Annotated in this window: 24 protein-coding genes; 5 read left to right on the top strand and 19 right to left on the bottom strand. The window is 39.2% G+C overall.

Annotated elements, in window-relative coordinates:
• The first annotated feature begins 193 nt into the window (after positions 1 to 193).
• Positions 194 to 646 carry a DUF1641 domain-containing protein gene (locus tag AC1DEF_RS06650; RefSeq protein WP_013057327.1) on the top strand — a complete coding sequence of 151 codons (453 nt, stop codon included), beginning with the start codon at positions 194 to 196 and terminating at the stop codon, positions 644 to 646.
• Positions 647 to 679: 33 nt separating this feature from the next.
• Complete coding sequence (locus AC1DEF_RS06645; protein ID WP_013057328.1) at positions 680 to 1,858, top strand: NAD(P)/FAD-dependent oxidoreductase; 1,179 nt, start codon at positions 680 to 682, stop codon at positions 1,856 to 1,858.
• Positions 1,859 to 1,903: 45 nt separating this feature from the next.
• On the opposite strand, the gene AC1DEF_RS06640 is transcribed toward AC1DEF_RS06645, so the two are convergent.
• The 4 genes from AC1DEF_RS06640 to AC1DEF_RS06625 form a co-directional block, all read right to left on the bottom strand.
• The gene (locus AC1DEF_RS06640; RefSeq protein ID WP_043982913.1) at positions 1,904 to 2,860 is read right to left on the bottom strand and encodes an AEC family transporter; all 957 of its coding nucleotides are present in this window, start codon (positions 2,858 to 2,860) and stop codon (positions 1,904 to 1,906) included.
• A gap of 11 nt (positions 2,861 to 2,871) precedes the next feature.
• Complete coding sequence (locus AC1DEF_RS06635) at positions 2,872 to 4,575, bottom strand: NAD-dependent malic enzyme (RefSeq protein WP_097823244.1); 1,704 nt, start codon at positions 4,573 to 4,575, stop codon at positions 2,872 to 2,874.
• Positions 4,576 to 4,815: 240 nt separating this feature from the next.
• The gene (locus AC1DEF_RS06630) at positions 4,816 to 6,267 is read right to left on the bottom strand and encodes a M20 family metallopeptidase (RefSeq protein WP_097823243.1); all 1,452 of its coding nucleotides are present in this window, start codon (positions 6,265 to 6,267) and stop codon (positions 4,816 to 4,818) included.
• A gap of 22 nt (positions 6,268 to 6,289) precedes the next feature.
• On the bottom strand, positions 6,290 to 7,513 hold the full coding sequence (locus tag AC1DEF_RS06625) for an MFS transporter (RefSeq protein WP_477727328.1): 1,224 nt from the start codon (positions 7,511 to 7,513) through the stop codon (positions 6,290 to 6,292).
• A gap of 169 nt (positions 7,514 to 7,682) precedes the next feature.
• Between AC1DEF_RS06625 and AC1DEF_RS06620 the strand changes: the two genes are divergently transcribed.
• Entirely contained in the window at positions 7,683 to 9,761 is a 2,079-nt protein-coding gene (locus AC1DEF_RS06620; RefSeq protein WP_097823241.1) for a helix-turn-helix domain-containing protein, read from the top strand.
• 17 nt (positions 9,762 to 9,778) lie between these two features.
• On the opposite strand, the gene AC1DEF_RS06615 is transcribed toward AC1DEF_RS06620, so the two are convergent.
• From AC1DEF_RS06615 to AC1DEF_RS06600, 4 genes are read right to left on the bottom strand one after another with little or no spacing between them, the layout of a single operon-like run.
• Positions 9,779 to 10,249: a hypothetical protein gene (locus tag AC1DEF_RS06615; RefSeq protein WP_097823240.1), complete on the bottom strand. Its 471-nt coding sequence runs from the start codon at positions 10,247 to 10,249 to the stop codon at positions 9,779 to 9,781.
• Between the two features lie 21 nt (positions 10,250 to 10,270).
• On the bottom strand, positions 10,271 to 10,495 hold the full coding sequence (locus AC1DEF_RS06610; RefSeq protein WP_097823239.1) for a non-oxidative hydroxyarylic acid decarboxylases subunit D: 225 nt from the start codon (positions 10,493 to 10,495) through the stop codon (positions 10,271 to 10,273).
• 16 nt (positions 10,496 to 10,511) lie between these two features.
• Positions 10,512 to 11,933, bottom strand: coding sequence for a non-oxidative hydroxyarylic acid decarboxylases subunit C (locus tag AC1DEF_RS06605; RefSeq protein WP_057273293.1), 1,422 nt, complete (start codon positions 11,931 to 11,933; stop codon positions 10,512 to 10,514).
• Between the two features lie 2 nt (positions 11,934 to 11,935).
• Entirely contained in the window at positions 11,936 to 12,517 is a 582-nt protein-coding gene (locus AC1DEF_RS06600; protein ID WP_097823238.1) for a non-oxidative hydroxyarylic acid decarboxylases subunit B, read from the bottom strand.
• A 113-nt stretch (positions 12,518 to 12,630) separates the two neighbouring features.
• On the opposite strand from AC1DEF_RS06600, the gene AC1DEF_RS06595 reads away from it, so the two are divergent.
• A complete protein-coding gene (locus AC1DEF_RS06595; RefSeq protein WP_097823237.1) occupies positions 12,631 to 13,500 on the top strand; it encodes a LysR family transcriptional regulator in 870 nt (289 codons plus the stop codon).
• Positions 13,501 to 13,569: 69 nt separating this feature from the next.
• Here AC1DEF_RS06595 and AC1DEF_RS06590 read toward each other — a convergent pair whose 3' ends face one another.
• The 4 genes from AC1DEF_RS06590 to AC1DEF_RS06575 form a co-directional block, all read right to left on the bottom strand.
• Complete coding sequence (locus tag AC1DEF_RS06590; RefSeq protein WP_025751675.1) at positions 13,570 to 14,526, bottom strand: AEC family transporter; 957 nt, start codon at positions 14,524 to 14,526, stop codon at positions 13,570 to 13,572.
• A 707-nt stretch (positions 14,527 to 15,233) separates the two neighbouring features.
• Positions 15,234 to 15,638: a YkvA family protein gene (locus tag AC1DEF_RS06585; protein WP_057236131.1), complete on the bottom strand. Its 405-nt coding sequence runs from the start codon at positions 15,636 to 15,638 to the stop codon at positions 15,234 to 15,236.
• 99 nt (positions 15,639 to 15,737) lie between these two features.
• Positions 15,738 to 16,019 carry a hypothetical protein gene (locus AC1DEF_RS06580; RefSeq protein WP_013057341.1) on the bottom strand — a complete coding sequence of 94 codons (282 nt, stop codon included), beginning with the start codon at positions 16,017 to 16,019 and terminating at the stop codon, positions 15,738 to 15,740.
• A gap of 88 nt (positions 16,020 to 16,107) precedes the next feature.
• Entirely contained in the window at positions 16,108 to 16,749 is a 642-nt protein-coding gene (locus AC1DEF_RS06575) for a DUF1796 family putative cysteine peptidase (RefSeq protein WP_477727327.1), read from the bottom strand.
• 228 nt (positions 16,750 to 16,977) lie between these two features.
• Here AC1DEF_RS06575 and AC1DEF_RS06570 point away from each other — a divergent pair, with 228 nt between their 5' ends.
• The gene (locus tag AC1DEF_RS06570) at positions 16,978 to 17,982 is read left to right on the top strand and encodes an LLM class flavin-dependent oxidoreductase (RefSeq protein ID WP_013083439.1); all 1,005 of its coding nucleotides are present in this window, start codon (positions 16,978 to 16,980) and stop codon (positions 17,980 to 17,982) included.
• A gap of 28 nt (positions 17,983 to 18,010) precedes the next feature.
• On the opposite strand, the gene AC1DEF_RS06565 is transcribed toward AC1DEF_RS06570, so the two are convergent.
• The 7 genes from AC1DEF_RS06565 to AC1DEF_RS06535 form a co-directional block, all read right to left on the bottom strand.
• On the bottom strand, positions 18,011 to 19,330 hold the full coding sequence (locus tag AC1DEF_RS06565; protein ID WP_097823235.1) for a (Fe-S)-binding protein: 1,320 nt from the start codon (positions 19,328 to 19,330) through the stop codon (positions 18,011 to 18,013).
• Complete coding sequence (gene glcD / locus AC1DEF_RS06560) at positions 19,327 to 20,739, bottom strand: glycolate oxidase subunit GlcD (protein WP_097823234.1); 1,413 nt, start codon at positions 20,737 to 20,739, stop codon at positions 19,327 to 19,329. Before glcD ends, AC1DEF_RS06565 begins: the two co-directional genes overlap by 4 nt.
• A gap of 128 nt (positions 20,740 to 20,867) precedes the next feature.
• The gene (locus tag AC1DEF_RS06555; RefSeq protein WP_097823233.1) at positions 20,868 to 21,980 is read right to left on the bottom strand and encodes a CdaR family transcriptional regulator; all 1,113 of its coding nucleotides are present in this window, start codon (positions 21,978 to 21,980) and stop codon (positions 20,868 to 20,870) included.
• Positions 21,981 to 22,050: 70 nt separating this feature from the next.
• Positions 22,051 to 22,623, bottom strand: coding sequence for a DJ-1/PfpI family protein (locus AC1DEF_RS06550; RefSeq protein WP_013083443.1), 573 nt, complete (start codon positions 22,621 to 22,623; stop codon positions 22,051 to 22,053).
• A gap of 120 nt (positions 22,624 to 22,743) precedes the next feature.
• Complete coding sequence (locus AC1DEF_RS06545) at positions 22,744 to 23,076, bottom strand: IDEAL domain-containing protein (protein ID WP_218039865.1); 333 nt, start codon at positions 23,074 to 23,076, stop codon at positions 22,744 to 22,746.
• A 330-nt stretch (positions 23,077 to 23,406) separates the two neighbouring features.
• Positions 23,407 to 24,840 (bottom strand): GntP family permease, encoded by a 1,434-nt coding sequence (locus tag AC1DEF_RS06540; RefSeq protein WP_013083445.1) that lies wholly within the window; start codon positions 24,838 to 24,840, stop codon positions 23,407 to 23,409.
• Positions 24,841 to 24,885: 45 nt separating this feature from the next.
• Positions 24,886 to 26,076, bottom strand: coding sequence for an iron-containing alcohol dehydrogenase (locus AC1DEF_RS06535; RefSeq protein WP_097823232.1), 1,191 nt, complete (start codon positions 26,074 to 26,076; stop codon positions 24,886 to 24,888).
• Between the last annotated feature and the right edge of the window lie 3 nt (positions 26,077 to 26,079).

Below are 26,079 nucleotides of genomic sequence, written 5' to 3'. Positions count from 1 at the left end.
TTATAAACTTTTATTAAACAAAGGGTTACGAGGTTCTTCACTTATTTTTTCAACGAAATGAGTTGATTTTATCTCGTATTAAAATTAAAATAGAATTATGTGCAAGATTTCACAACTTCACAATGTAGTTTGAAAGTCTAGCAGATAACTAGGAACTACATATGCAACAGTATCCAGCAAAGGAGGACTTTTCATGTCTCAATCAACTATTCAAAAATCAGCTGCAGAGGAAAATGCTGCTGTACAAACAGAAGCGGCAGTTAACAAAGGTCAAGCGGATGTGTTAGATCAATTGTTAAAGCCTGAAGTACAAGAAGCTCTTACTGTTCTTGTAGATAATTTACCAAAATTATCTGAAATGGTAACGGTGCTTACAAAAACTTACGACGTTGCGCAATCATTATTAACTGACGACGTATTAAAAGAAGATCTACTTGGTGGAGTAAAAGAATTTATCGAGCCGGTAGAAGGAACAGTAAAAGGTCTTGCAGCTACTGCAATCGAAGCAAACGATCGTGCAGAAGCAAATGCTTCTAATTCAATCGGTTTATTCGGTTTATTACGCATGCTTAAAGATCCACAAGCTCAAAAACTATTCCGCTTTGCACAAGCGTATTTAGACATTACAAACGAAAAACAAAAATAATTTTCATTAAAAAGTGTGGACGGAGGATCGACTATGTCAAAACATATTTTAATTTTAGGCGGCGGTTACGGTGGTTTATTAACTGCAATGACAGCTCGCCAACACCTAAGTGCGGATGAAGCAAAAATTACAGTAGTGAACCGTTTTGCTACTCACCAAATCATTACAGAATTACACCGTCTAGCTGTAGGCGGCGTTTCTGAACAAGCGGTAGCTTTACCACTTGATAAATTACTTAAAAACTACAACGTTGATTTAAAAATTGCAACGGTAAAAGAAATCTCACCAGATCAACGTGAAGTATCTCTTGAAGATGGTACAAAATTAAGCTACGACTACCTTGTTACAGCTTTAGGTAGTGAAACTGCTTACTTCGGTATCCCTGGTTTAGAAGAGCACAGCTTCGTTCTTAAATCAGTAAATGATGCAAACCGTTTACGTGCACACGTAGAAGCTTGTATCGCTGAATACAGCAAAACAAAAAATAAAGCTGACGGTACAATCGTAGTTGGCGGTGGCGGATTAACAGGTATCGAACTTGTTGGTGAATACGCTGACTTAATGCCAAGCCTATGTCTAAAACACGGTGTTGATCCGAAAGAAATTTCTCTATACTGTGTAGAAGCAGCTCCTACAGTTCTTCCAGGCTTCCCTGCTGAATTAGTAGAGCGCGCTCAATCAAGCTTAACAAAACGTGGCGTTACATTTGTTACTGGTACACCTGTAACAAAAATGGATGCTACAACTGTTGAACTTAAAGACGGCAGCAAAATTGAAACAAAAACAATGGTATGGACTGGCGGAGTTCAAGGTAACTCTGTAGTTGCTAACTCAGGTATCGAAGTAAACCGCGGTCGTGCACTTGTAAATGAATTCTTACAATCTACATCTCATAAAGATGTATTCCTTGCTGGTGACTCCGCGGTTGTAATGGGTCCAGAAGGTCGCCCTTACCCACCTACTGCTCAATTAGCTTGGCAAATGGGTGAAGTTGTAGGCGTGAACTTAGCAGTAGCTATTCGCGGCGGAGCAATGGAATCATTCGTTCCTGTCTTCTCTGGTACACTAGGAAGTCTTGGACGCAAAGATGCAATTGGTACAATCGGCGGAAACAAAACGCAATTAAAAGGTTTACCAGCATCACTTATGAAAGAAGCAAGTAACGTTCGTTACTTATCTCATATCAAAGGATTATTTGCATTAGCTTATTAATCCGTCTTAAAACGAAAGAGGAATTCTCCTCTTTCGTTTTTTTATTTACATAAGCCAAGAAATAAGAAGCGGCAGCGTAATCAACGATAAAATAGCACTAATGACAAAAGCAGACGCCGTTTCATTTTCTAAGCTTTCAAACCGCAAAGCAATCATCGCAGCTACAGCAGACCCAGGAAAAGCTACCAGCAAAATAGCTTTTGTCACTTCATCTGAAGATAATCCTATCCATACTGCAATTCCGAGCATAACGATGGGTTGAACCGCTACTTTTAAGACAGCGATCCCAAGCGCACCTTTACTGAAGTTAATTTTTCCAATTCCAATCGTTACTCCTACCGCAAACAAAGCTGCTCCCGATGTGATACTTCCGATTTGATCAAGCATATCCTGTAACAGTTTAGGTGACTGAAAGCCGCAAAGCGTTAAAATCACTCCAATTAACGGTACACATGCCAAAGGCTCAGATAAACCATGCAAAATGGAATGAACCGTTACTTTGAATAAACTTGTTTTCTCTTCCCCTTCTTTTCGCCCCCGTTGTCCAACGGTTCCTAAAATCGTTGCCAGCGGATCTAAAATCGCGTTTACTACGATGCCTGTTATGGCAATTGGAATCGCTACGGCGCCTGCACCGAACAATCCTCCGAGTACTGGAATGCCCATAAAAGCAAACGTTGGCTGAGCTGAGTTTAGGGCAAACATAGAAGAAGAAGTTAACGTATGCTTCCCTGCATACTTCACGACGAGCAATATAATGAGGTAAAACCCGACGATTCCTAAAATCAGCGTTACTAAAAACGGCCATTCGTCTATGAGTGTTTTTCTTGGGGTTGTCGTTACACCTACAAATAAGTGTGCAGGAAGCGCAAACTTCGTTACTAATGTGTTGAGCCCCTTAGACGTTTGCTTATCAAATTTTTTAAAGTGCCCTGCTAAATAACCAAGCAAAATGACAAAAAAGATAGGCGCGAGAATGAGAAAAATTTGACCTATGCTCATTTATCATCACCTCATTCATTTTTTGCCTTAACCGGTTTATAAGCAGGCTGCCATACCGCTGCTTCTACAAGTTTATTTACATTTTGCTCCGTAACAGTTGCTACGTTATCTTTTACAGCAGCATCAGCAACTGCTACTGCAACCGCCTTTGATACTTTTTGAAGATCTTTAATGTTGGGAAGAAGCGTATCTCCTTTTGTATCTGTTTCTGCTATACGCGCTACTGCATTGGCTGCTTCTGCAAACATAGATTCAGTAAACTTTTGAGCGCGAACCACAATTGCACCTAAACCAAGACCCGGAAACACAAACGCATTATTAGCCTGTCCGATTTCATAAGTGTGCCCGTTATATTCAACGGGTTCAAATGGACTTCCCGTTGCAATAAGGGCTTTTCCTTCCGTCCATTTTATAATATTTTCCGGAACAGCTTCAGCAAGTTTAGTTGGGTTTGAAAGCGGCATAATCACCGGACGCTCTACATGCTTTGCCATTTCTTTAATAATTTCTTCGGTAAAAGCATCCGTGACGCCTGACGTTCCAATTAAAATCGTTGGCTTCACTTGCTTGACAAGCTCCAACAGTGAAATTTTATTTTCATCGTCTTTTTCCCATTCTTTAATCTCTTCATTTTGGCGAACATACGGCTGTTGAAAAGGAGCTAAATCTTCCATATCTTCGGTTAACAGACCTCTGTAATCATATGCCCAAAAACGATCATATGCTTCTTCTTCAGACAGCCCTTCAAGCATCATCGCACTATGAATACGATCAGCATTCCCGATTCCAGCAGATCCCGGTCCAAATACAACAACCCTCTGATCTTTTAGGGGCGTTCCTGTAATACGCACCGCTGTTAAAACGGCTGCAAGAGTAATCACTCCCGTTCCTTGAATATCATCATTAAACGTTAAAATTTTATCGCCGTATTCTTTCATAATGTGACGCGCGTTAATATTCCCAAGATCCTCCCAATGAAGAAGCGCTTTAGGAAACTTGGTCGTTATTTCTTTTACAAATTGAGCAATAAAACGATTATAGTCTTCTCCTTTTACTCGTTCATGACGATTTCCTAAATACAAAGGATCTTCAAGAAGCTTTTTGTTATTGGTTCCCATATCAAGAACAACAGGCAGTACGCGGCTTGGGTCAATTCCTGCTGCAGCTGTATAGACGGCTAACTTTCCAACGGCAATATTTATCCCTCCTACACCCCAGTCCCCAATCCCTAAAATACTTTCTGAATCCGTTACAACGAGCAAATCAATATCTTCGCCGTCGAGTCCTAAGTTTTCAATCGCATCACTTAACCGATCCGCTTCATTTACGGATAAATATAATCCGTCAGGTCGATGGTATTCATGGCTGTATTCTTGGATGGATTGACCTACAGTAGGCGTATAAATAATGGGAAGCATTTCACTTAAATGATCGGTTAATAAACGATAAAATAAGACGACGTTCCGATTATGCAGATCATTTAACGAATTATTTTTTTGAAGATCATTCGGCGCTTTTTTGAACTGCTCATATGCTCTTTTTGCCTGTTCTTCTAACGTTAAAACCGTTGGAGGAAGAAGTCCCTGCAGATGAAGCTCTTCTCTCTCTTCTTCAGTAAAAGCAGAACCTTTATTTAAATAAGAAGTGGATAAAACTGATTTTCCTTTTAGTGAAGTTGAAATTGACCCATCTTTTTCTATTTTATATGCTCTCATGCTTTTTTACCTCTTTTCCTAAACAATTAGATAGGGTTAGGTTCAGCAAAGAGATATATTTTTAACCATTTATTTTTAATGAAAACAAAAAAGAGATTGAGCCATAACTACATCAATCCAATCTAAAGACGAACAAACGGGATAAATGAAACCTGTGTTCAACCTAACAATAAAAAAATCCGAACGATTCATCGTTCGGATCTTCCTTATACGAAAATACGTTTTTCCCCGCCTCGTTTTTTATACCACGCTATAGTCTTCCTGCTCACTTTCTGAGTAATTAGGTGGCTGTATATGTGAAGGCACAAGACATTCATAGCTTTCCCCTTCTAGCCTATCCTCCAGCTCTTGTTTGGCTTGACTAATCAGCTCTTGATTTTCTATCATTTCAATCGCTGTAGCCGCGATGGCTTTTCCAGCCAATAACATCGCATCGTGGGCATACTCCGTTTTCCCTTGAGCAACAGCTTGCCATGTATGAAACGGCGTAGCATAAGCCCACGTTGCAGTCACGCACTGTGCAGTGGGAACATTCCAGCTAACGTCTGCGACATCAGTTGATCCTGTCATGAAGGAAACATTTTTAGACATAGGAGCAATTTGGTTGAAGACTGGATGATCCGCTAAAGCTTTGTCTAGCAGTGAACCCACTTGTTTTTTTGCTGCTTCTTTATCTTCAGCGGATGTAGACTCGTAAATAGCTTTGGCAAAAGCTATTTCTTCATGTTTCACTTCAGCCAAATTTATCTGCATCATTTGCTTATGCATCAGCTCCTCCATTGTTTGATTTGGAATTAGATTAGCGCAGGCTCCTTGAATTTCCTGTTCCATTTGTGTTTCAGTCATTAAAGCCGCTCCCTTTGCAATTTTCACAACCCGTTCATAAAGTTCTTTTACTTGAGATGGCTTCGGAGCACGAATTAAGTACATCACTTCCGCTTCTGCTTGAACGACATTAGGAGAAATGCCTCCGCTGTTTGTAATGGCATAGTGTACGCGCGCTTCATCTATCATATGTTCACGCATATAATTCACTCCAATATTCATCAACTCTACAGCGTCTAAAGCGCTTCTGCCAAGGTGAGGACTAGCAGCTGCATGACTGCTTCTTCCTTTAAATTTAAAAGCTGCTTGCATAACCGCATTCGATGACGTATGCATAACACCATTAACGGTAGCGGGATGCCATGAAAACGCGACGTCTACATCTTGAAAAAATCCTTCTCGTACCATATACGTCTTTCCGTAACCACTTTCTTCGGCTGGACATCCATAGTATCGAACGGTCCCCGGAATATTTTTTTCTTTTAAATATTCTTTGACAGCAAGCGCAGCTGCTAGTGAGCCTACGCCAAGTAGGTTATGTCCACACCCATGGCCATTTCCGTTTTTTTTGACCGGATCTGCTACTGCGCACTTATCTTTTTGACTCAGCCCGGTAAGCGCATCGTATTCACCGAGAATAGCGATGATCGGATAACCGCTCCCGTAACTTCCAATAAAACCTGTTTCAAGGTTAGCAATATGTGTACGAAGCGTAAACTCTTCTTTTTCTAACATGTCGCAAATCAGCTGTGCCGACTTATACTCTTCAAACCTCGTTTCTGCATATTCCCATATTTGATCACTGATTTGAGTTAGCTCGTTTCGCTTTTTTTCAATAAGTTGTTCGACTTCTTTAATAATATTCATGAGACACTCTCCTTTTTCTTCATTATTTAACAGCATTTTGTTCGTCCACTACCACTTTTGCAGGTCGAATCGAAAACAACGAAATAGCACAGACAAGAGCGCAGATAATTAATAAAGCAAATGCTGCATTATACGACCCGCCAAACGATTGTACTAAAAAGCCAATGAGCATCGGTGTTAATACGCCGGCTGCTTGAGCTCCTGTATTGATAAAACCATTTGCTGAACCGACCACTGATTCAGGCAACATTTTTAAAGGAGCTGAAGCGATTAAAATCACATTAAACGAAAACAGCAAGGTGACTGCACTTTGAAAAACGATGAACATGCCTACGCTAGGTGAAATGGCCATGAAGCAAAGAAAAATACCCATCAGTAAACCAAACACCGCCGCTATCGTCTTGTCTTTTCCGTCCGGAAGCTTGTCTAAAATAAAGCCGCTAACAAACATTCCTATAATGCCTACAAATGCTGGGATAGCGGAAAGAAAACCGATGTCCGTTAAATTCAGATGTCTTACTTCGGCTAAATATGTAGGCATCCACGACATGAGCCCCCAGTTAATGGCGTAGATACTGAAGTATGCAATAAATAAATTCCAAATCATCGGAGTTTTGATAATTTCTTTTAATGTCATCTGCTTAGCAGGAATAGCAGAAGTCTCTGTTTTTTCTCTCTGCTGCTTTTCTTTCAGTAAAAAAACAAACAGAACTGTAATAACGAGTCCGATGGCTCCTATGATATAAAAGATACTTCTCCAGCTTATCGTTTGCATCAGCTGCGTCGCTAGAATTGGTGTAACCACGCCCATAATCGTACCTGACGATAACAAAAAGGACATGGCTCTACTGCGTTCTTGCTGAGGAAACCACCCTGCGATTCCTTTTGATGCAGACGGAAAGTAACTTCCTTCCCCTAAACCAAATAAAAAGCGAATGATAATAATAGAAGCAAAAGACCAGGCCATGCCGGTAAAAACCGTAAACAAAGACCATAAAAGAACGGCGATTGTAATGACTTTTTTAAATCCAAAGCGGTCTGCTAGCCACCCCCCAGGTATTTGCATCAGTGCGTATCCTGCAAAAAAGCTGCTTAAGATGATGCCTGTAGAAGAAGCATTCAGATGTAGATCTTTCGAAATATCTAAAATAGCGTAATTAATAATAAAACGATCTAAGTTTCCAAGCGACCAGCCTAAAAATAATAAAAATAAAATGACGTATTTCCAGTTCGACCTTGCTAACATAAATGCACTCATCTCCTTTTTATTCCATTTAATGTAATGTTTTGTAACAAATCAATTCGTTATATAAATATTAAAAAATTCTGACTATTTTTTCAATGTGTATTTCTATATAATAAGAACTATAACTATGTATTTTTTTACATTAAGTAGTCTATAAGGGGTTGTTAACATGAGTGATTTATTAGCTAATATGAAAGGTTATCTTACATCTATTATCAAAAATAGTCCTTATCAGATTTGGGCAAGTATTGATTCTGCAAATTTTAACGTGATTTTTTCCAGTTCTTCATGCTCATCCCTGACTTACACTCCTCCCACTAGCCTACATAACGGCAGTGATTCCTTTCAAAAGCATACGGCATATGAAGAGTTCGAGGAAATTTATTTATCCTTTCCAAATCGCTATGCGTTTGTTGTTCGCATACTTGCTAAGCATGACTGGACACCCCCACAAATAAAACAGCTATCAGCTACCTTTTCTCCTTATATGCTGCAAAAAAAGCTAGAGCGGCATGAGCACATTTTAAACGTGCTTATGAAAAGCATTAAGGAAATCTCACTTTTACAAGACTCAGATTTTCTATTAACAAGAATTCTTGAAAATGCTCTTTCAGTTATTTCTGTTGCGGATATGGGCGTGCTGTGGATGTTTGATTCTTCCACTCAATTTCTTTTGCCTCGCGCCTGGTCCGGGGGGCCAAACAATGAAATTCAAAACATGAAAATGAAAGTTGGCGAAGGAATTATCGGAAAGACATTTCAGCATAATAAAAGCTATATGTATACAAACTTAAAGGCTATATTACGCGATTCTTCTACTATGACTGACGACAATATTCATTATCTTAATCAGTCCTATACGTTTACAAACATTCAATCTATTATTTCTGTCCCAATTTGTATGGAAGAACAAACGGTATGCGTACTCATTATTTATCAAAACGGTACAACCCCTCTTTTAAATGAAGCGGATAAAGAATTGTTAGAAAGCTTTTCCGATCAAGTATCGATTGCTCTCTTAAACTCAGCGCTTTTTGAAGATGTAAAAAACCAAAATGAACTTTTAATACGCCGCGATCAAATTCATCGTACATTCATGAATGTTTCACTTCAAAGTAAAGGAATTGAACCGATACTTACCGAATTGCGCCGAATGGTTACATCTCCTGTCACCATTGTAGATTTTGTTGATAATAAGACCTATGGCTTTTTAAAATTCTTTGATATAGACACAAAAGCAGCTGAATTTCACACGCATTTTCTTTTACATACAAAGCCTTGTTTTTATACTATTGAGGCAAACAATGAGGCACACAGTGTGTACATTCACCCCATACACGGCATTGACACGCTCTTAGGGTTACTTATTATGCAGGCAAATCAAGGAAATCTTTCCTCTCTAGATCAAGTGGCACTCGAACAAAGCAGCTCTGTTATTGCATTAGAAATGCTGAAAAAACAAACGTTAGTCAATTTATTTTACAAACGAACACATGAATTATTTAGTGAATACTTATCGTGTTATGACACCACTTTGCTGTATCAAAAAGCAGCTGAGTTAAACATTGATACAAAAAAGCATATTCTGGTCGCTCTCATTACCATTCGTTCACAAGCGGACCTGCAGCTCTTAAACTTACACCTTCATCGCCTTGTATCTGACATCAAATCGGTTTTCAGCTCAAAAGCACCGGTCGTATACGGATTCGACACCAAAGTAACCATTGTATTTACGCTTGACCCTTATGAAAAACATCATGCTATTATCAAACAATTAGAAGATTTACTCTCAAAATGGCGTTACTACAATGAATGTCGTGTAAAAACAGGGATTGGAAGTCGGTATTCTCACTTTACTCAAATAGGAAAAAGTTATAGTGAAGCTGAAAAAGCTGTCTCTTACCTTTTGTCTCAGCAGCAAGATGGATGCATGTTGTATGAGGAAATAGGAATTAACCGGCTATTTATTAATCAGTCGAAAGAAGAAGTCAAAACCTTTATTGATGAAGTATTTCTCCCTCTTAAGAACAATCATTCAAACGATGAACCTTTAGAGCAAACGCTAGAAGCGTATTTAGATAATAACCGCTCTGCTTCACTTACAGCTAAGCAGCTTCATATTCATGTTAATACACTCTATCAGCGGTTGAAAAAAATTGAAGAAAAAATGAACATATCATTTACAAACAGTGAACACCTATTAAAAGTTCAGCTAGCATGCTATTTAAAAAAATTTCACTACAGCTAAAAAACCGATTCTTATTTTTAAGAATCGGTTTTTTCGGTAGAAAGAACAGCCTTAATTGATTGCTTCCAGCGGCTCAGTATCTCTTTGGAATCATGAAGCTGAAATTGAATTCCTGATGTTAAAACTGCATATTTTGCGTAATCTTCTTTAACACCGGCTACTTCTCCCGTAAATAGCTCATAGCCTGATAACACAGAAGCTTCTTTTTTCAGCAAAAATTTAATGTAATAAGCTTTTCCTTCAACAACTAATGTAACGGTTGCCCTATGATTCTGTATCATGTTTGTTGAAGACGTTGTATCTTTCCATACTAGCAGCTTGACGCGTAAAGAGCTAATAGCTACCAGCTCTCCTGCGCTAATCATGGCTACATGAGGAAAACCCTCGGATGTCACTGTAGATAGCAGCATTGCATCATGCTGCTTTCTTTCTAAGTCTTTTCCATTTAAAAATACGCGCACGGCTTTTGGCAGCTCTGCTTTATTCATTTTACTTACCACCTTTGCTGATTAAGATCGGGATGGCACAGGAGGCACGTGCGTTGCCAGCGGTACTTCTTTTGGATTGACTTTAAATGGTCGAGGGTATTTTTCAGGATTGGTGATGGTCTCAGGTTCAGAAGAACGCCAGGTAAACAAACACACGCTGCATAAGTAAATCTCCCAGGCTCCTTCAACTGGTGATTTAGATACTAAGTTCGCTTGTTTGGCTTCACATCTTGGACAAGTATGCATGTCGATTCCTCCTTGTTTATTTTTGCATCATATTCGTTAAGATTTTTTCCCATTTCTCAGTTTCAAGTGGTGTATCTAAAGGCTGAGAATAGTGGCCTCTTGTTTCCGGTGCAACCGGTGTTGTAGCATCCAAAATCATTTTATCTGTAATACCAGCCGGCTCAGATCCTGGATCAAGTGGCAGAACTGAAAGATTAGGCACTGTTATAACATCGTGTTTTGGGTGCATTTTTGTCGATAGCGCCCACATGACTTGCGGTAAATTAAACGGATCCACATCTTCGTCTACTAAAATAACTAGCTTGCAATATCCTAATCCATGCGGCGTAGTCAATGCCCTCATACCAACCGCCTTAGCAAATCCTCCGTATCGGCTTTTCGTTGAAATGATAGCAACGAGACCATGAGTATACATCGCATTCACAGCTTCAATCTCTTCAGGATATGCTTCTTTTAGCTGCTGATATAAAGGAACGCTTGTATTGATTCCAATTAAATAATCTGTTTCTGTCCAAGGCATACCGATATATAAACTTTCAAAAATAGGATCTTTGCGATGGTATACACGATTGATTTTGATAACAGGCATGCTTCTGCCACCCGAGTAATGACCTGTAAATTCGCCAAAAGGACCTTCATATTCACGTTCACCCGCTAAAATTTCTCCCTCTAAAATCACTTCTGCTCCCCAAGGTACATCTAAATCAGAAAGCTGAGACTTCACAATTCTGTATGGCTCACCTTGAATAGCTCCTGCCATTTCATACTCTGATTGATCGTAATGAAGCGGCGTAGCGGCTGCTGTGACAATCGCAGGTTCACATCCTAAAGCAATTGATACAGGGAGGTTTTCACCTTTTTCTTCAGCTTGTTTTAAGTGAATGGCAATATCATGCTGTGGCACAGGTTGAATGCCTAGACGGTCTTTCCCTTTAACCTGCATACGATATATACCTACGTTTTGCTTACCAAAGTTCTCCTTATCATGCTGATCACGAGAAATAACGCACGCTTTATCTAGATAGTAGCCTCCGTCTCCTTGATTCAAGCGAAACAACGGCAAAAGGTCGAATAAGTTAATATCATCTTTAATTTCACACTCATGAAACGGCGCTGTTTCTTCTCTTTTTACTTTAACAGGAAATTTTTCATATCTCCGAGCAAACTCAAAGAACTGTTCTTTTACAGGAGTTGATTTAGGCAGTCCCATCATTAACGCGTGATTTGACCAGGAACCCATTACGTTTAGAGCTACCTTTGCATTGTTGTACCCATAAATATTGGTAAATAATAATCCCGGCGTTTGGTCTCCTAAATTACTGATGGCTTGACCTGCTGAACCTAAATCTGGATCAGGCTGCACTTCATCTGTAACCGTCAGTAGCTGCCCTTCTTTATGTAGCGTATTAAGGAAATCTCTAAAGTCTTTATAAGCCATGTTTATTTTCCTCCTTGTGATAAATGTTTAATTCCATTCCATCTTTTTGCCTCAGGAAGATCAATTCCTAATTGATCTAACGTTCGAACAGCAATATGGGTGACAATATCCTCAATCGTCTCAGGCTTGTTATAAAATGCCGGCATAGGAGGCACAAGGATAGCTCCCATTTTTGAAAGATCCAGCATGTTTTCTAAATGAATCGTATTCAAAGGCGTTTCTCGAGGAAGTAGCACCAGTGGCTTTCTTTCTTTTAGCATCACATCTGCTGTTCTCGCTATTAAGTTATCTGCTAGTCCCATTCGAATAGATGCTAATGTTTTCATGCTGCAAGGACTAACAATCATTCCATCTATGCGAAAAGAACCGCTCGAAATTTTTGCTGCTTGGTCTTGATATGAATAACAATAATCTGCTAGCGCTTCTACTTGCTGAACGCTATAGGGTGTTTCCAGCTTAATTGTGGCATGAGCCCAAGGCGACATGACTAAATGCGTTTCAACAGAAGCCTTCTTCAAAAGCTCTAAAATTCGAATACCTAAAATAGCTCCCGTGGCTCCTGTGATTCCTACAGCTATTTTCATTTCTCTTCCTCCTCTCTGCTTTGGTTACACATTTAACTTTACACTCATTTTCCATACAATTAAAATATTGATAAAATATATAATAATACCTTTAAAGTATGGAGTTGAATACAGTGGAATTAAGACAGCTGCATTATTTTATTGTCATAGCTGAAGAATTAAATGTGACCAAAGCAGCAAAGCGCCTGCATATGGCTCAGCCTCCTTTAAGCAGGCAGCTAAAACAGCTCGAAAATGAGCTGGGCCTTTTGCTTTTTGAACGAAATAATAACAAGCGCTTATTGTTAACGGTAGAAGGAGAGCTTTTTTTAAAACGAGCGAAAGAAATTGTGCAAAGGGTCGAAAAATCAGTATTGGAAGTACAGGAATGTAAAAACGTAACAAATGAAAAACTTGAAATTGGATGTACAATCTACTGTGCATCAACGGTTCTCGATAAGCTAACTCTTATTCAAAAACAATATCCAAACAGCACATTTAATATCTATGAAAACGAACCAGCTCACTTAAACGAATTATTAACAGAAGGAAAAATTGATGTAGCAGTCACTACTACTGACTTACCTTATAAACATGTCAAAACAAAAACACTTGCACCAGATGTTTTTGTTGTAGCTGTTCCTAAAGAAAGTGGTTATGCAACAGAAAAGATTTCAGTCGCTGAAATTGCTTCTCTCCCTCTTATTCTTCTTCGCTCAAACCGGGAAATAAGCATATATAATCGCATTGTGAAGGAATTTAAAAAGATGGATATAACACCTAATATTTTATGCGAATGCCATGACTCAGCGATGCTTCTTAATTTAGTATGTCGTGGCCTTGGTGCTGCCATTGTTCCTTATTCAATGCTTTCCTCTTTTTCACTAGAACGTATTAAAATTTTAAACATAGAAGATAATCCATTTGTAATTGAGCCTTTAGTTACGTGGCGTACCGACAGTTATCTTCCCAAAATCGCTCAAGAATTTTTAAAGCTTTTTTAAGTATAGATGCACAAAAAAAGACTTTGCTAAAATAGCAAAGCCTTTTTTGTTCTATATCCATGCATGTGATTACATTAACCAAGAAATTAACAATGGTAATGTAACAAGTGACATAATGGCACTAAGTACGAATGCTGAAGCTGTTTCACCAGCTAGGCTGTCAAAGCGAACTGAAATCATCGCTGCTACAGCTGAACCTGGGAACGCTACTAATAATACTAATTTTACGATATCAGCTGATGATAGACCCATTGCTGTTGCAATTCCTAACATTACAAGCGGCTGAATAGCCACTTTCAAAATCGCAATACCAAATGCCGATGGGCTAAATTGAATTTTACGAATACCAATTGTTACCCCAACTGCGAATAGAGCCGCACCTGATGTAATTGAGCCAATTTGATTTAAACTGCTTGATAATAAATCTGGAGATTGGAATCCACATAATACTAATACTACTGCGATTAACGGAACACAAGCTAACGGCTCAGAAAGACCGTGTAAGATTGATTTAATGGTTACTTTAAATAAGCTTTCTTCTGAATCCCCTTCACTTCTTTCGCGTTGTCCAACCGTACCAATAATAGTTGCTAAAGGATCAAGCATCGCATTTACTACGATACCAGTAATGGCGATTGGAATTGCTACTACATCCGCGCCAAACAAGCTACCTAATACGGGAATACCCATAAACGCAAACGTTGGCTGCGTAGAGTTTAAAGAGAACATAGACGCGCCTGTTAGTGAGTATTTGAATACATATTTTGCCACAAGTAAGAAAAGAACATAAAATCCAATAATACCAAGAACTAATGCTAGTAAAAACGGCCATTTTTCAATAAGCGTTTGTTTTGATGTTGTTGTAATACCAACGAATAGATGTGCAGGTAACGCAAATTTTGTTACAAGCGTATTTAACCCTTTAGATGTTGTTGCATCAAACTTTTTGAAATACCCTGCTAAATAACCTAGCAAAATAACAAAAAAGATTGGGGTTAAAATAATAAAGATTTGACTAATTTCCATTTTTGAACACTCCATTGTTTAGATTAGAATCAATCATATAAATTTGCTTTCTTAGAAAGATAATTATCTTCTAAGGCTTGTCTATGGATATTGTTTACGTCAGGCCATTCATCTCCCCTTTTGCTAAACATCTCTACAAATATGAAGTAACGTATAATGGTTCATGAAAACGCATGGACTTTGTTTTTCTGCAATCATTTATTTACTTCGAAGCTGTTCATTTATTTAACATCAAATCACACAAAACTTGTCATACAATACATTAACTATACAACCTTAGTAAAAACTTGTCATACAATCATGTTGTTGGCTTACTTAGGCTGAAAAAAAACACCTTCAAATGAAAGATGCTTAATCTTGTGACGAAAGAAAGCTACTTCTGATTGATGAGGAAGAATCTCTAAGAGTTTGAAACTCTCAGTTAAAAAGTTCCATAATTTCACAAAGTTTTTACAAACCATCTTACTTATTTGTATATTGCTTTCTGTGACGAATTTATGAACATGTTTTAACTTAACATTTGTAGGGCAATTATTCAATTACATTGATTAAAATTTTAATGAAAAAAATATTTTAATCCTGTTTTTTTTACATAAAACGGATTAAAATAGTCACAAAGACCTATATATTAACGGTTAAAAAGAAGATGATTCATCTATCACCTTCTTTTGCTCACTTTATTTAATAATTACATTTCGATCATAACGTTACTTTATTTTAGCATCAATAATGGAAAAATTGTGGTCTTCTGAAAACCACGTTTTAATTTTTTCTTTTGCTTTCAGTTTAACACCTTCATCAATGTACATGGCAACTTGAATCAATGCAAGCCCTAGAGCTCCTAAATCATCTGTAAATCCAACTCCTGCTGCGAAGTCTGGAATTAAATCTAGAGGAAGAATAAAGTAACCTAATGCTCCTATAATAACTGCTTTTGCTTTTGGCGGAATATCAGGCTTTTGCAGCGTGTAGTATAAAAGCAATACGGCATAAACAACGTTTGCTCCCGCTTTTTTACCAAACTTTTTAAGCTTGTCCCAAAATTTTTCTTCCGAGTAATATTTGGCTGTTTCCTCTGTACGAACGGGTACAATTTCTTGTTTCTCTTCCATATCGATCACCCTTTCATCACCATATGTACTTATTATAAACGATTATCTCTACCGAATTCCATTGAGAGCTTAAACTCCATAAACCTGCACAAAGCAGGCTTATGAACTTTTTAATGAGTAATGCTTCATAACGATGGTAACTAAGTCATTCAGCGCTGTTTCACTTTTAGAATGATTTTCAAACTGCTGAATGAGATCCATATGTTCAAGCAGCACTTCGTAATTACCCGTCATCTTTCTCAGAACTTCATATGCGGAACTATTCAAATCCACTTGTATTTTCAAATCCTCCAGCTGTACTAGATACTCATTCCAGCGCTGGTCTTGTTCTAGCAGCAGCCATACAATTTCTTTTATCGCCTTCCGCACATTGGACTCCATCTTTTCATCTCCTTTGATACACAGATATAACAAAGTCTATGAAAAAAACGAGCTTTTTCATTCCCGTATTAAACAAAAAGAGTTCCTTTTATTTTATAACAAGCCCGCTTAAGAGCTCTTCCCATACTTTATCATCGCGCAGCACGTCCATTGAAAAAATAGGTGCATGTAAGACACATGTATAAGGCAAGTCCCAGTTAGCTGCGGATAAAAGTTCTTTTTCACTGTTTGTCAGCAGCAGTATATAGAAATCGTTCTTGACCATTTCCTTTAAAATATGCTCTAATTCTTTCGCTTCTTCATACGTTCCACCCATACGAATAAACAATATACAAGAACTGGTCTCCATCGACGTTAAAAATCGCTCCGTTCTCCGTTCATATTTTTCTTTGACTTCATTATATGAAAGCCAGTTATTCTCTGTATTAATAGACGACGGAAAATCATGAGCAGAATCAATTTGATACACCTTATCACGCAGTCTAAGCGTGGAACCATCTCCGAAAGAACTGATATAGGTTAAGTGTTCATATACAAATAAGTCTTTACAACGATTTTTCAACAGCTGATTGACATGAGAAAGAGAAATGCTAATACACCAATCAATCACGCCCGCTTGTTTTCGCAAAAAATATTTTTTCATGTATATCCCTGGAAAACAGTTATAGCCTAAACTGTATATCATATCGTACTGCTTGCTTTTTAGTTCATTTAAAGTAACCACGTTCATCCTCCCTTCTACTATAAAATATGACAGCTTTTCATAGAAAGAGGCGGCTTCTGCCTTATGCCGTACAGGCTTTTTGCTTCTTAAAAACTTGTGTAAATAAAGAACAATAACGTAAAGGAAAATAACCGAAGCAAAATATTTTGGAACTCGAAAGATTATTGTTAAAATACTTGTATTCCATTGAAATAACAAGGCCTATGAAGTCTTTAAAGAAAGAAGATGAAATTGATGAGTAAAGCATTAAAAGATATTCCGATTTCCGTATTGGATCTTTCTCCTGTAGTTGAAGGAGGAACTGTATCTGACTCACTTAGAAATACATTAGATTTAGCTCAGCACGCTGAAAAATGGGGGTATAACCGCTACTGGCTAGCTGAACATCATAATATGACAGGTATCGCAAGCTCCGCTACATCCGTTGTAATTGGTCATGTAGCTGCAGGCACGTCACGCATTCGCGTAGGCTCTGGAGGTATTATGCTTCCTAACCATTCTCCGCTTGTTATTGCTGAGCATTTTGGCACGCTTGAATCACTATTTCCAGGACGTATTGATTTAGGCTTAGGAAGAGCCCCAGGGACAGATCAGCTGACAGCACAAGCTCTACGACGCGACCGCAGAAGCGACGGCAGTGACTTCCCAGAGCAGCTGGCTGAACTGCAAGAATACTTTAAACCGGCTTCAGAAAGTCAGATGCGCGTTAAAGCAGTTCCCGGTCAAGGTTTAAATATTCCGATTTGGCTACTTGGCTCAAGCGGTTTTAGCGCACAGCTTTCTGCACAGCTAGGCTTGCCATTTTCATTTGCAAGTCACTTTTCGCCTAATAATACAATGACAGCTCTTAACATGTATCGCCGTTATTTTAAGCCGTCCGACGTGTTAGACAAACCATATGCAATGTTAGGTGTAAACGTAATCGCTGCTGATACAGATAGAGAAGCTGAACGTTTGGCTACTTCTATGCAGCAGCAGTTTCTAAATTTAATTCGAAACACACCGGGTAAACTAAAAGCTCCTGTGGATAATATGGATGAACTATGGACTGACTTTGAAAAAGCTTCTCTTCAACAGCAGCTGGGCTCTTCTATTGTCGGAAGTCCTGAGACGATTAAAGTCAAGCTGGAACAGTTTATTGAAGAAACAGAAGCAGATGAACTGATGATTAACGCTCAAATTTACGATCACAAAGCTCGCCTTCGTTCGTACGAAATTGTTTCTCAGCTGTTCAAATAATAAAAAAGGCCGGACGCGTCCGGCCTTTTTATTTGCTTTCTACTGCTTCAAGAAGTAAATCTGCAAGATGAACGGCCCTTACACTTTCTTCTACTCCTTCTCTGACTACCCCTAGCTTCATTTGAATGAGACAGCCCGGGTTTGCTGTTACAATCGTATGTGCATGGGCTTCTTTCACTTTTTCCATTTTATAATCTAAAATTTGCATAGACATCTCTTGTTCCGTTAGATTATAAATACCAGCTGAGCCACAGCAATGATCCGCATTTTCCATTTCATTAAACACCGTTCCGTTAATCGCTTGGATCAGTTTTCTCGGTGCGCTGGACGTTTTCATCACGTTTCTTAAATGACACGAGTCTTGATACGTAATAATTTGACTTGGCAGCGATAACTTTTGTTTTTCCACAAACTGTTGCTGCACTAGAATCTCTGAAAAATCTTTCACTTTTGCAGAAAAGGCCTCTGCTCTTTCTTTCCATTCCGGTTCCTCTTTTAATAAATGATCGTATTCTACCAACAGCGCACCGCAGCCTCCTGCATTAAGAACAATATCATCCGCTTGAATGGATTCAAACGCCATGATATTTTGCTTCGCTAACTTCTTTGCCTGATCTTTTTCTCCTCCATGCGCATGCAGTGCGCCGCAGCACGTCTGCACTTCTGGTATAACGACCTTACACCCCGCTTTTTGTAAAAGTGCAATCGTCGCGTTGTTTGTTTCCATAAACATCGTATCCATTAAACACCCTGTAAAAAAAGCAACCGTACGCTCTCTTGTTCCTTCTGCTTCAAATAAAAACGGCCGTTTCTTCATTTCTTTTTTGGTTGGCGCAAGCGGAAGCGTTTTTTCCATTTGTGCTAGATTACCAGGAAGGACGTTTAGTATGTTTGTTTTTTGAACAGCTTTTTGCAAGCCGCTTCTTTGATAGAAAGCAAGCAGAGAATGTACATTTTTTAATCGTTCTTTATGAGGAAAAAGCTGTTCAAACACCATATGCCTGAGCGCTTTTACCGGCCATTTATGCCTTTTTTTCTGCTGAATAATATCACGCGCTTCTTCTAATAAGTGTCCGTACTTCACACCCGAAGGACAAACAGGCTCACACGCTCGGCAGCCAAGACAAAGATTCAATTGCTTTTCAACAGATTCATCAGGTTCAATAAGTCCGTCTACAACTCCTTTCATCAAAGCAATTCTTCCGCGCGGTGACGCTGCTTCATATTGATTCGTTTGTCCATACGTCGGACAGCTTGGCAAACAAAAACCGCATCTCATACAATTCATTAACTCGTCATAATCTAACCGTTCTTTGAATGCTTGCTGAATGTCTTTTGTTGCCGTCATGAACGAACCACCACTCTTTTTCTCGTGTCTTTAGCAAAAATTTTCCCTGGATTCATAATTCCTTGCGGGTCCAAAGCATACTTAATTGCTTTCATCGCAGCTACTCCTTCTCCGCCCATCTTCAATGCCAAATACGGTGCTTTCATTTCTCCCACTCCGTGTTCACCTGTAATCGTTCCTCCAAGCTCAATGGCTTTATGAAAAATCGCTTCAAAAGCTTGTTCGACGCGGTGAAGCTCTTCTTTGTCGCGCGCATCTGTTAAACAAGTCGGATGCAGATTTCCGTCTCCTGCATGACCAAACGTACAGATCTTAACGTTATATGTTACGGCAATTTCATTAATCGCTTTGACCATTTCGCTAATTTTAGACCGCGGGACGGTTGCGTCTTCTAAAATCGTCGTTGGCTTCATCCGTGCTAAAGCAGAAAGAGCTGATCTTCTTGCTGTACTTAACGCTTCTGCTTCTGCTTGCGAAGCCGCTACTTTTACAGATACAGCATTTCCTTCGCTGCAGATGCGTGAGATCATTTCAATATCCCGACTCACCACTTCCGGGGGACCGTCTTGTTCAATCAATAAGACAGCGTTTACATCTGTTGGCAGACCAACTTGCGCAAAATCTTCTACTACTTCGCACGTCGGCTGATCTAAAAATTCAAGCGTAGCTGGAATAATCTTATTGGCGATAATAGCTGAAACCGTCTTAGCGGCTGCGTCCATGTCTTCAAACAGCGCGAGCAGGGTTTGTTTTGTTTCAGGTATTGGAATGAGCTTTAAAATCGCTTCTGTCACGACGCCAAGCGTTCCTTCAGAACCAACAAACAAGTTCGTTAAATCGTAGCCAGCTACATCTTTAGCTAACTTGCCTCCCGTCTTTATGCAGTCACCGTTTGCGAGAACTACTTCAAGACCAAGAACGTAATCTTTTGTTACGCCGTATTTTAAGCCTCGTAACCCTCCTGAACATTCATTGATGTTCCCTCCGATGGTTGATATTTTCATAGAGCTTGGATCAGGAGGGTAAAATAAACCTTTTGCTTCTACGGCGTTAATTAAGTCTAACGTGATAACACCTGGCTGCACGGTAGCGGTTAAATTTTCTTCATCAATTTCCAAAATTTTATTCATTCGGTTAAATGTAAGAACAATTCCGCCTTGCGTTGGACACGTTCCTGCGCTTAAATTTGTACCTGAACCTCTTGGCACAATAGGAACATGATCTTCGTTGCATATCGTTAAAATTCTTTTCACTTGATCTTTGTTTTCAGGCATAATAACCGCATCAGGAAGCGACTGAAAGTTAGGTGTTGCGTCATAAGAGTACACGAGTCTTGCTTCACTGCTATCTTGAAAGTTGGCTGATCCTACAACTTCAATGAGCTTTGCTTTTGTTCGTTCATTAAGCATAACGTTCCTCCTTATATATCTCTTAATCTTATTATAGTTGCAGAAGCCACGAGGGACTATGGATAAAAAACTAAAAAAAAGTGCTTTAAAAACTCATTTTTTGTATGTTTATCTAACGAAGGGCGCACTTACTCTAATAGAGACAGCGCAAGGTAAAAAAGCGTGATACCCTTTACGCTTTTTGGATCAATGTCTGTTAGTTCTTTCATTTGCTTCAAGCGGTAATGAAGCGTATTAATATGAATATGTAAATCAAACGCCGTTTTTTTCAACGATTGATCGTTGGCTAAATAGTATTTCAGCGTTTCGAGAAGCTCTTTTTCTTTTTGAATGGAAGAAAGCACTCGACTCAAGAATTCCTTTTTTACAGGTTCAGAAACGTCTTCTAAAATCATGTCCATCAGCAGCTCCTCATAAAAAACAACGGTTTGACGTTTTGAAGCCACTTTAAGCGCTTTTTTCGCTTCTTCATATGAAGCATGCAAATTAAATTGCTCCGCTGGCTTTCCTACACCAATAGTGATCATAACTTGGTTGTTTGCTTGAATATACTGCTGACATTTTATTAATTCTTCTTTAAATCCTCGCCTTGCCTTTTCACCTACAGCCTCTTTAAGTAAAAGCAAGCGATCGTATCCCCAATTTGCAATATAATCTCCTTCAGCTTTATGACTTTCAAACCAGTAGCGAATCATTTCTTGTACGTGCTGCTGCTTCTTTTTCGAAAGAGATGAATCAATTTGAAACAGCGTGCAGCAATAAGAGCTGTCTACTTGTACTCCTAAAATATGGCCTCGTTCAATAAATTCTGCATCTACTTGCTGGCTATAAATCCATTCACGAAAAAAAGCTTCTACTCCTTTATTTTCCCATTCCTTTGTTTCTATGTAATATGCCTCGCGAATAATTAGCTCTGTTAATCTTCGAATAATGTCTGCAAAAGGCTCAACAGCTTCTGGAATACCTGTAATACCAATAACGCCAATAATGTCTCCTTGATAACTGATAGGCAAATTAATTCCTGGCTTAACTCCTTTTAAATCTGCTGCTTCTTTTTTAGATATATATAGTTTTTTCTTTTTTTGCATCGCGTTCCACGCGCCTTCATGAAAAAAACCAACCCGCTTTTCTTCTGTAGACGCAATAATAATTCCGCGTATATCCGTTACAATTACATGTTCTTTCATCACAAGCTGTACTTCTTTTATAATTTTCTTCGACAGTTCAGACACTAGCTGCACGTTGTTTACACCTCACCTATCATCAATTAAAAGAGCTGAAAGAATGGTTTTCTCTCAGCCCGCTTTTTTATTATGCGTTCACTTTTTCAGCTTTTTTTAGCACGTTAAAAAACTCTTTCATAAATTTAGGTAAATCCGGCCAAGCTTGTCCGGTTACTAGGTTTCTGTCTACATGAAGCGTCTGTTCTACAAATACAGCACCCGCCGCTTCTACTTCCGGTCGGCAAGCAGGATACGCTGTCACTTCTCTGTCCTGCAGATACTCTCTAACCGTCGTTAACACGAGCTGACCATGACAAATAACGCCTAAAGGTTTATTTTCTTTTAAAAAATGCGCAGCAATTTCCTGAACTTTTGTGTTCATTCGAATGTATTCAGGCGCCCGTCCTCCAGGAATAATAAGTCCATCATAATCGGCGGGATCCACTTCATCGACAGAAGCGTGAGAATCAATTTTATATCCCGTTTTCTCTGTGAATGTTTCCATCTCTGGAAGGAAATCATGAACAACCGTTTGAAGCTTCTTTTTCACGGGAGAAGCAATGGTACACTGAATATCTTCTTCTAAACAGCGATAATACGGATAAAAAACTTCTAATGCCTCCACGGCATCTCCTGTTAAAATCAAGACACGTTTACTCATCTTTTATCACCTTTTCTTTCTTAATGTCATCATTTACTTCTTCTCGCAAGCTGCTTTCCATTCCTGCTTTTCCCCTATGAATAATAAAAAAAGCAGGGCCTTCATTCCTTATCAGGAATGTCAGCCTTGCTTTTTATCTTGTAATCTTTTTAATTCAGCTGTTAATTCAATAAACCAAGCCTTGTCTTTCGTTAGCAGCGCAAGATCAATCAATGAAAGAATCTGCTCTTCGTGCGCCGTTTTTTGAAGGGGCAGCTTCTCTATTTTTTCATCCATCATGCCAATGGTTGTGCCGACCATTTTTTCATCATCACTTTTTACAACGTTGATTAGTGCTGCTTTTTTAGATGGATTAATCGTTTTAATATATCCGTATATAAGTTCACCGTCGCGAGACTTTCCTTTGACCCAGTCGCCTACTTTTAAATTTCCTTCAAATAGCTTCACAGTCATTCTCCTTTCTTCATAAACATGCTAAGAATTAATGTAACGGCATATAGTACTGCAGAAAGTAGTGTAATCATAATACTTACAGTTTAGAAAGTCAAAGAATCTGTTTTAGAGCCAAAAGCTTGATATATAACTAAATCACTGCAACCTATAGACAAACAAAGGAGATAAAGATTCCTTGTGAAACCGCTGCTGATTTCCGTGCAAGGCTCCGCTCCAATCAACCGCTAAAAGCACCTATATACATGAAATCTATGTTCACCACAACCATAAAAAAATCCGAACGATTCATCGTTCGGATTTTTCTTTAACTAAACTCAGCCTCTTTATTTGTTAGACGAGTCCAGTTAAGCTGTAGATTCCAATAATTAAGAAACATGCAAGCGTTTTTATAACAGTGATGGCAAAAATATCTCGGTAAGACTGCTTGTGGGTTAACCCGGTAATAGCAAGTAGGGTAATAACAGCTCCGTTATGAGGAAGCGTATCCATACCGCCTGATGCCATCGCTACAACTCTGTGCATAACTTCAGGAGGAATGTTGTACTGATTAATAGCTTCTACATACTTATCTCCCATCGCACTAAGCGCAATTCCCATACCTCCAGAAGCAGAGCCTGTAATACCGGCTAAAATGTTTGTCGTAACGGCTCCATTGACAAGCGGATTTGTAAAGGTATGTGAAATACCATCACGAACGGTTGCAAAGCCAGGAAGAGATGAAATGACGCCTCCAAAGCCATACTCAGCTCCCGTGTTCATCGCAGCGAGAAGCGCTCCGCCAATACTTGCGTTAAGACCAGCTTGGAAACCGGTGGTCACTCTCTTCCAGTCATACGCAATCGTTGTGATAATTCCAATAACAAGTGCCAATTCCACTGACCAAATACCAACAACTGCGGTTAAATCTACTTTTCCGAACGCTTCAAGACCAATTTTGGCAAAATCAAAACCGTCTGGGTACCACTTTGGAATAGAAACAGTAAAAAATTTGTTTGCCACCCCTACAAGCACGAGCGGAACAAATGCAAGAATCTGTCTTGCTACGCTAGGTTCATATTTAGGTTCTGTAGAAGGTACAGACTCTTTTTCTAGCTCTGCAGCAGCCGCTAGTTCATTATTAAACCCGTAGTAGCCTTCTCCAGCTTTTCTTGCTTTTTTGCTTCGGCTTTCTAAATACCAAAGACCTAAGCTAAAGACAATCACCGATCCGATAATCCCCAGTGTCGGAGCAGCATAGATGTCTGTTTTAAAAAAAGTCGTTGGAATAACGTTTTGAATTTGCGGTGTACCCGGAAGTGCATCCATGGTGAACGAAATAGCTCCTAATGCAATCGTTCCCGGTACTAATCGTTTTGGAATATTCGCTTCGCGGAATAAGTTAGCCGCAAACGGATAAACTGCAAACGCAACAACGAATAAACTTACCCCGCTGTAGGTTAAGATTGCTCCCATTAAAACAATAGCCAAGATGGCGCGTTTAGCCCCTACTACTTTAACAATTGTTTTCGCAATCGATTCAGCGACTCCAGACATTTCTACCATCTTCCCGAAGACTGCTCCTAATAGAAAGACAGGGAAGTAGTTTTTAATAAACCCAACCATTTTCTCCATAAAAACGTTTGAGAAAAACGGGAGTGCATAGCTTGGTTCCGTTAAAATAACGGCTAGCAGCGCACACAGTGGAGCAAACAAAATAACTGAAAATCCGCGGTAAGCAACCAGCATTAAAAGCCCCAGAGACAGCAAAATAATCAGCAAATCCATAACGTTTCCCCTTTCATCCCTCATTCAATTTGTTTTGAATTTATCTTATTTTTTATAAAGTGCAGACTCAAACTCATATTCATAGCACGTGTAATACAGCTGGATAATTTCTTCTGCCGTCGGTACAAACGGATGGTTAGCAGGACTTCCGCTTTGAATCGCATCCGCTGCCATTTTCTCAAGCGCCGCGTAAAATAGCTGGCGATCAATGCCCCACGTTTGAAGATTAGGAATCTCTAAGTCGATACAAAGCTGCTTGATGGCTTCAATTAACACATCTGCTCCCTCTTTTTTTGTATATGATACGTTCGGAAAAAGAGCTTGTCCTATTTCACCTAAACGATCGATTGAAGCCTCTTTTGTATAGTCCAAAACCGCAGGCAGGAGCATCGCATTAGAAATACCGTGCGGCACATGGAATAACGCGCCAATAGGTCTTGACATACCGTGCACTAGAGCAACAGATGAATTTGAAAACGCCATTCCTGCCAGCATAGATGCATAGGCCATTTCGTTTCTTGCTTGAACATTTTCTCCATTTCTATACACAAGACGGATATTTTTCATGATTAACTCAATTGCTTGAAGCGCAAGTGAATCTGTAAAAGGATGTGCTTTTTTAGACAAATACGCTTCCACTGCATGACTGAGTGCATCAATTCCTGTAGCTGCCGTTACATGTTTCGGACATGATAGAGTTAATAACGGATCAACAATGGCTGTATCAGGCAATAATTGAGGTCTTGCGAGCATCATTTTTACATCGTACGCCGTGTCTGTAATAACCGTCGCTTTCGTCACTTCTGAGCCTGTTCCAGCAGTTGTAGGCACGGCAACCAAAGGAAGCGGACTATCTTGAAAATCTTGTTGATTTTGAAAATACGTTCGTAGATGCCCTTCATTTGTCATCATAATGGCAACCGCTTTTCCAGTATCGATACAGCTGCCCCCCCCTAAGGCAATAACCACATCGCACTGCTCTGTTTTACATATAACAAGCGCTTCATCTAGATGAATATCTGTCGGCTCTGAATTTACGCCTGTATACACGGCACAGTCCATGCCAGCCTCTGCTAAGTAACGACGGCAAGTTTCTACATTCCCTGCTTTCACCATAACGTCATCACTTATAAGCAATGCCTTTGTCCCAAGCAGTGCAGCCTGTTCTCCAATTTTAGAAAATGATCCTTCTCCATATAAAACCGTGCGTGGTACAAGTAGTTCATAAATTCCCACTGT

The sequence above is a fragment of the Priestia sp. 10L35 genome (assembly GCF_056395685.1).
The sequence above is the reverse complement of the archived record's forward strand: the minus strand, read 5'-3'. Positions and strand labels throughout refer to the sequence as shown.

What these genes read in the sequence shown, in the direction of transcription:
- AC1DEF_RS06575 (WP_477727327.1), bottom strand. Translation starts at nt 16,749, where the DNA reads ATGAACGTGGTTACTTTAAATGAACTAAAAAGCAAGCAGTACGATATG.
- AC1DEF_RS06630 (WP_097823243.1), bottom strand. Translation starts at nt 6,267, where the DNA reads ATGAATATTATTAAAGAAGTCGAACAACTTATTGAAAAAAAGCGAAAC.
- AC1DEF_RS06550 (WP_013083443.1), bottom strand. Translation starts at nt 22,623, where the DNA reads ATGAGTAAACGTGTCTTGATTTTAACAGGAGATGCCGTGGAGGCATTA.
- AC1DEF_RS06610 (WP_097823239.1), bottom strand. Translation starts at nt 10,495, where the DNA reads ATGCATACTTGTCCAAGATGTGAAGCCAAACAAGCGAACTTAGTATCT.
- AC1DEF_RS06650 (WP_013057327.1), top strand. Translation starts at nt 194, where the DNA reads ATGTCTCAATCAACTATTCAAAAATCAGCTGCAGAGGAAAATGCTGCT.
- AC1DEF_RS06615 (WP_097823240.1), bottom strand. Translation starts at nt 10,249, where the DNA reads ATGAATAAAGCAGAGCTGCCAAAAGCCGTGCGCGTATTTTTAAATGGA.
- AC1DEF_RS06645 (WP_013057328.1), top strand. Translation starts at nt 680, where the DNA reads ATGTCAAAACATATTTTAATTTTAGGCGGCGGTTACGGTGGTTTATTA.
- AC1DEF_RS06635 (WP_097823244.1), bottom strand. Translation starts at nt 4,575, where the DNA reads ATGAGAGCATATAAAATAGAAAAAGATGGGTCAATTTCAACTTCACTA.
- AC1DEF_RS06570 (WP_013083439.1), top strand. Translation starts at nt 16,978, where the DNA reads ATGAGTAAAGCATTAAAAGATATTCCGATTTCCGTATTGGATCTTTCT.
- AC1DEF_RS06545 (WP_218039865.1), bottom strand. Translation starts at nt 23,076, where the DNA reads ATGACTGTGAAGCTATTTGAAGGAAATTTAAAAGTAGGCGACTGGGTC.
- AC1DEF_RS06565 (WP_097823235.1), bottom strand. Translation starts at nt 19,330, where the DNA reads ATGACGGCAACAAAAGACATTCAGCAAGCATTCAAAGAACGGTTAGAT.
- AC1DEF_RS06625 (WP_477727328.1), bottom strand. Translation starts at nt 7,513, where the DNA reads ATGTTAGCAAGGTCGAACTGGAAATACGTCATTTTATTTTTATTATTT.
- AC1DEF_RS06600 (WP_097823238.1), bottom strand. Translation starts at nt 12,517, where the DNA reads ATGAAAATAGCTGTAGGAATCACAGGAGCCACGGGAGCTATTTTAGGT.
- glcD (WP_097823234.1), bottom strand. Translation starts at nt 20,739, where the DNA reads ATGCTTAATGAACGAACAAAAGCAAAGCTCATTGAAGTTGTAGGATCA.
- AC1DEF_RS06640 (WP_043982913.1), bottom strand. Translation starts at nt 2,860, where the DNA reads ATGAGCATAGGTCAAATTTTTCTCATTCTCGCGCCTATCTTTTTTGTC.
- AC1DEF_RS06590 (WP_025751675.1), bottom strand. Translation starts at nt 14,526, where the DNA reads ATGGAAATTAGTCAAATCTTTATTATTTTAACCCCAATCTTTTTTGTT.
- AC1DEF_RS06585 (WP_057236131.1), bottom strand. Translation starts at nt 15,638, where the DNA reads ATGGAAGAGAAACAAGAAATTGTACCCGTTCGTACAGAGGAAACAGCC.
- AC1DEF_RS06580 (WP_013057341.1), bottom strand. Translation starts at nt 16,019, where the DNA reads ATGGAGTCCAATGTGCGGAAGGCGATAAAAGAAATTGTATGGCTGCTG.
- AC1DEF_RS06540 (WP_013083445.1), bottom strand. Translation starts at nt 24,840, where the DNA reads ATGGATTTGCTGATTATTTTGCTGTCTCTGGGGCTTTTAATGCTGGTT.
- AC1DEF_RS06620 (WP_097823241.1), top strand. Translation starts at nt 7,683, where the DNA reads ATGAGTGATTTATTAGCTAATATGAAAGGTTATCTTACATCTATTATC.
- AC1DEF_RS06605 (WP_057273293.1), bottom strand. Translation starts at nt 11,933, where the DNA reads ATGGCTTATAAAGACTTTAGAGATTTCCTTAATACGCTACATAAAGAA.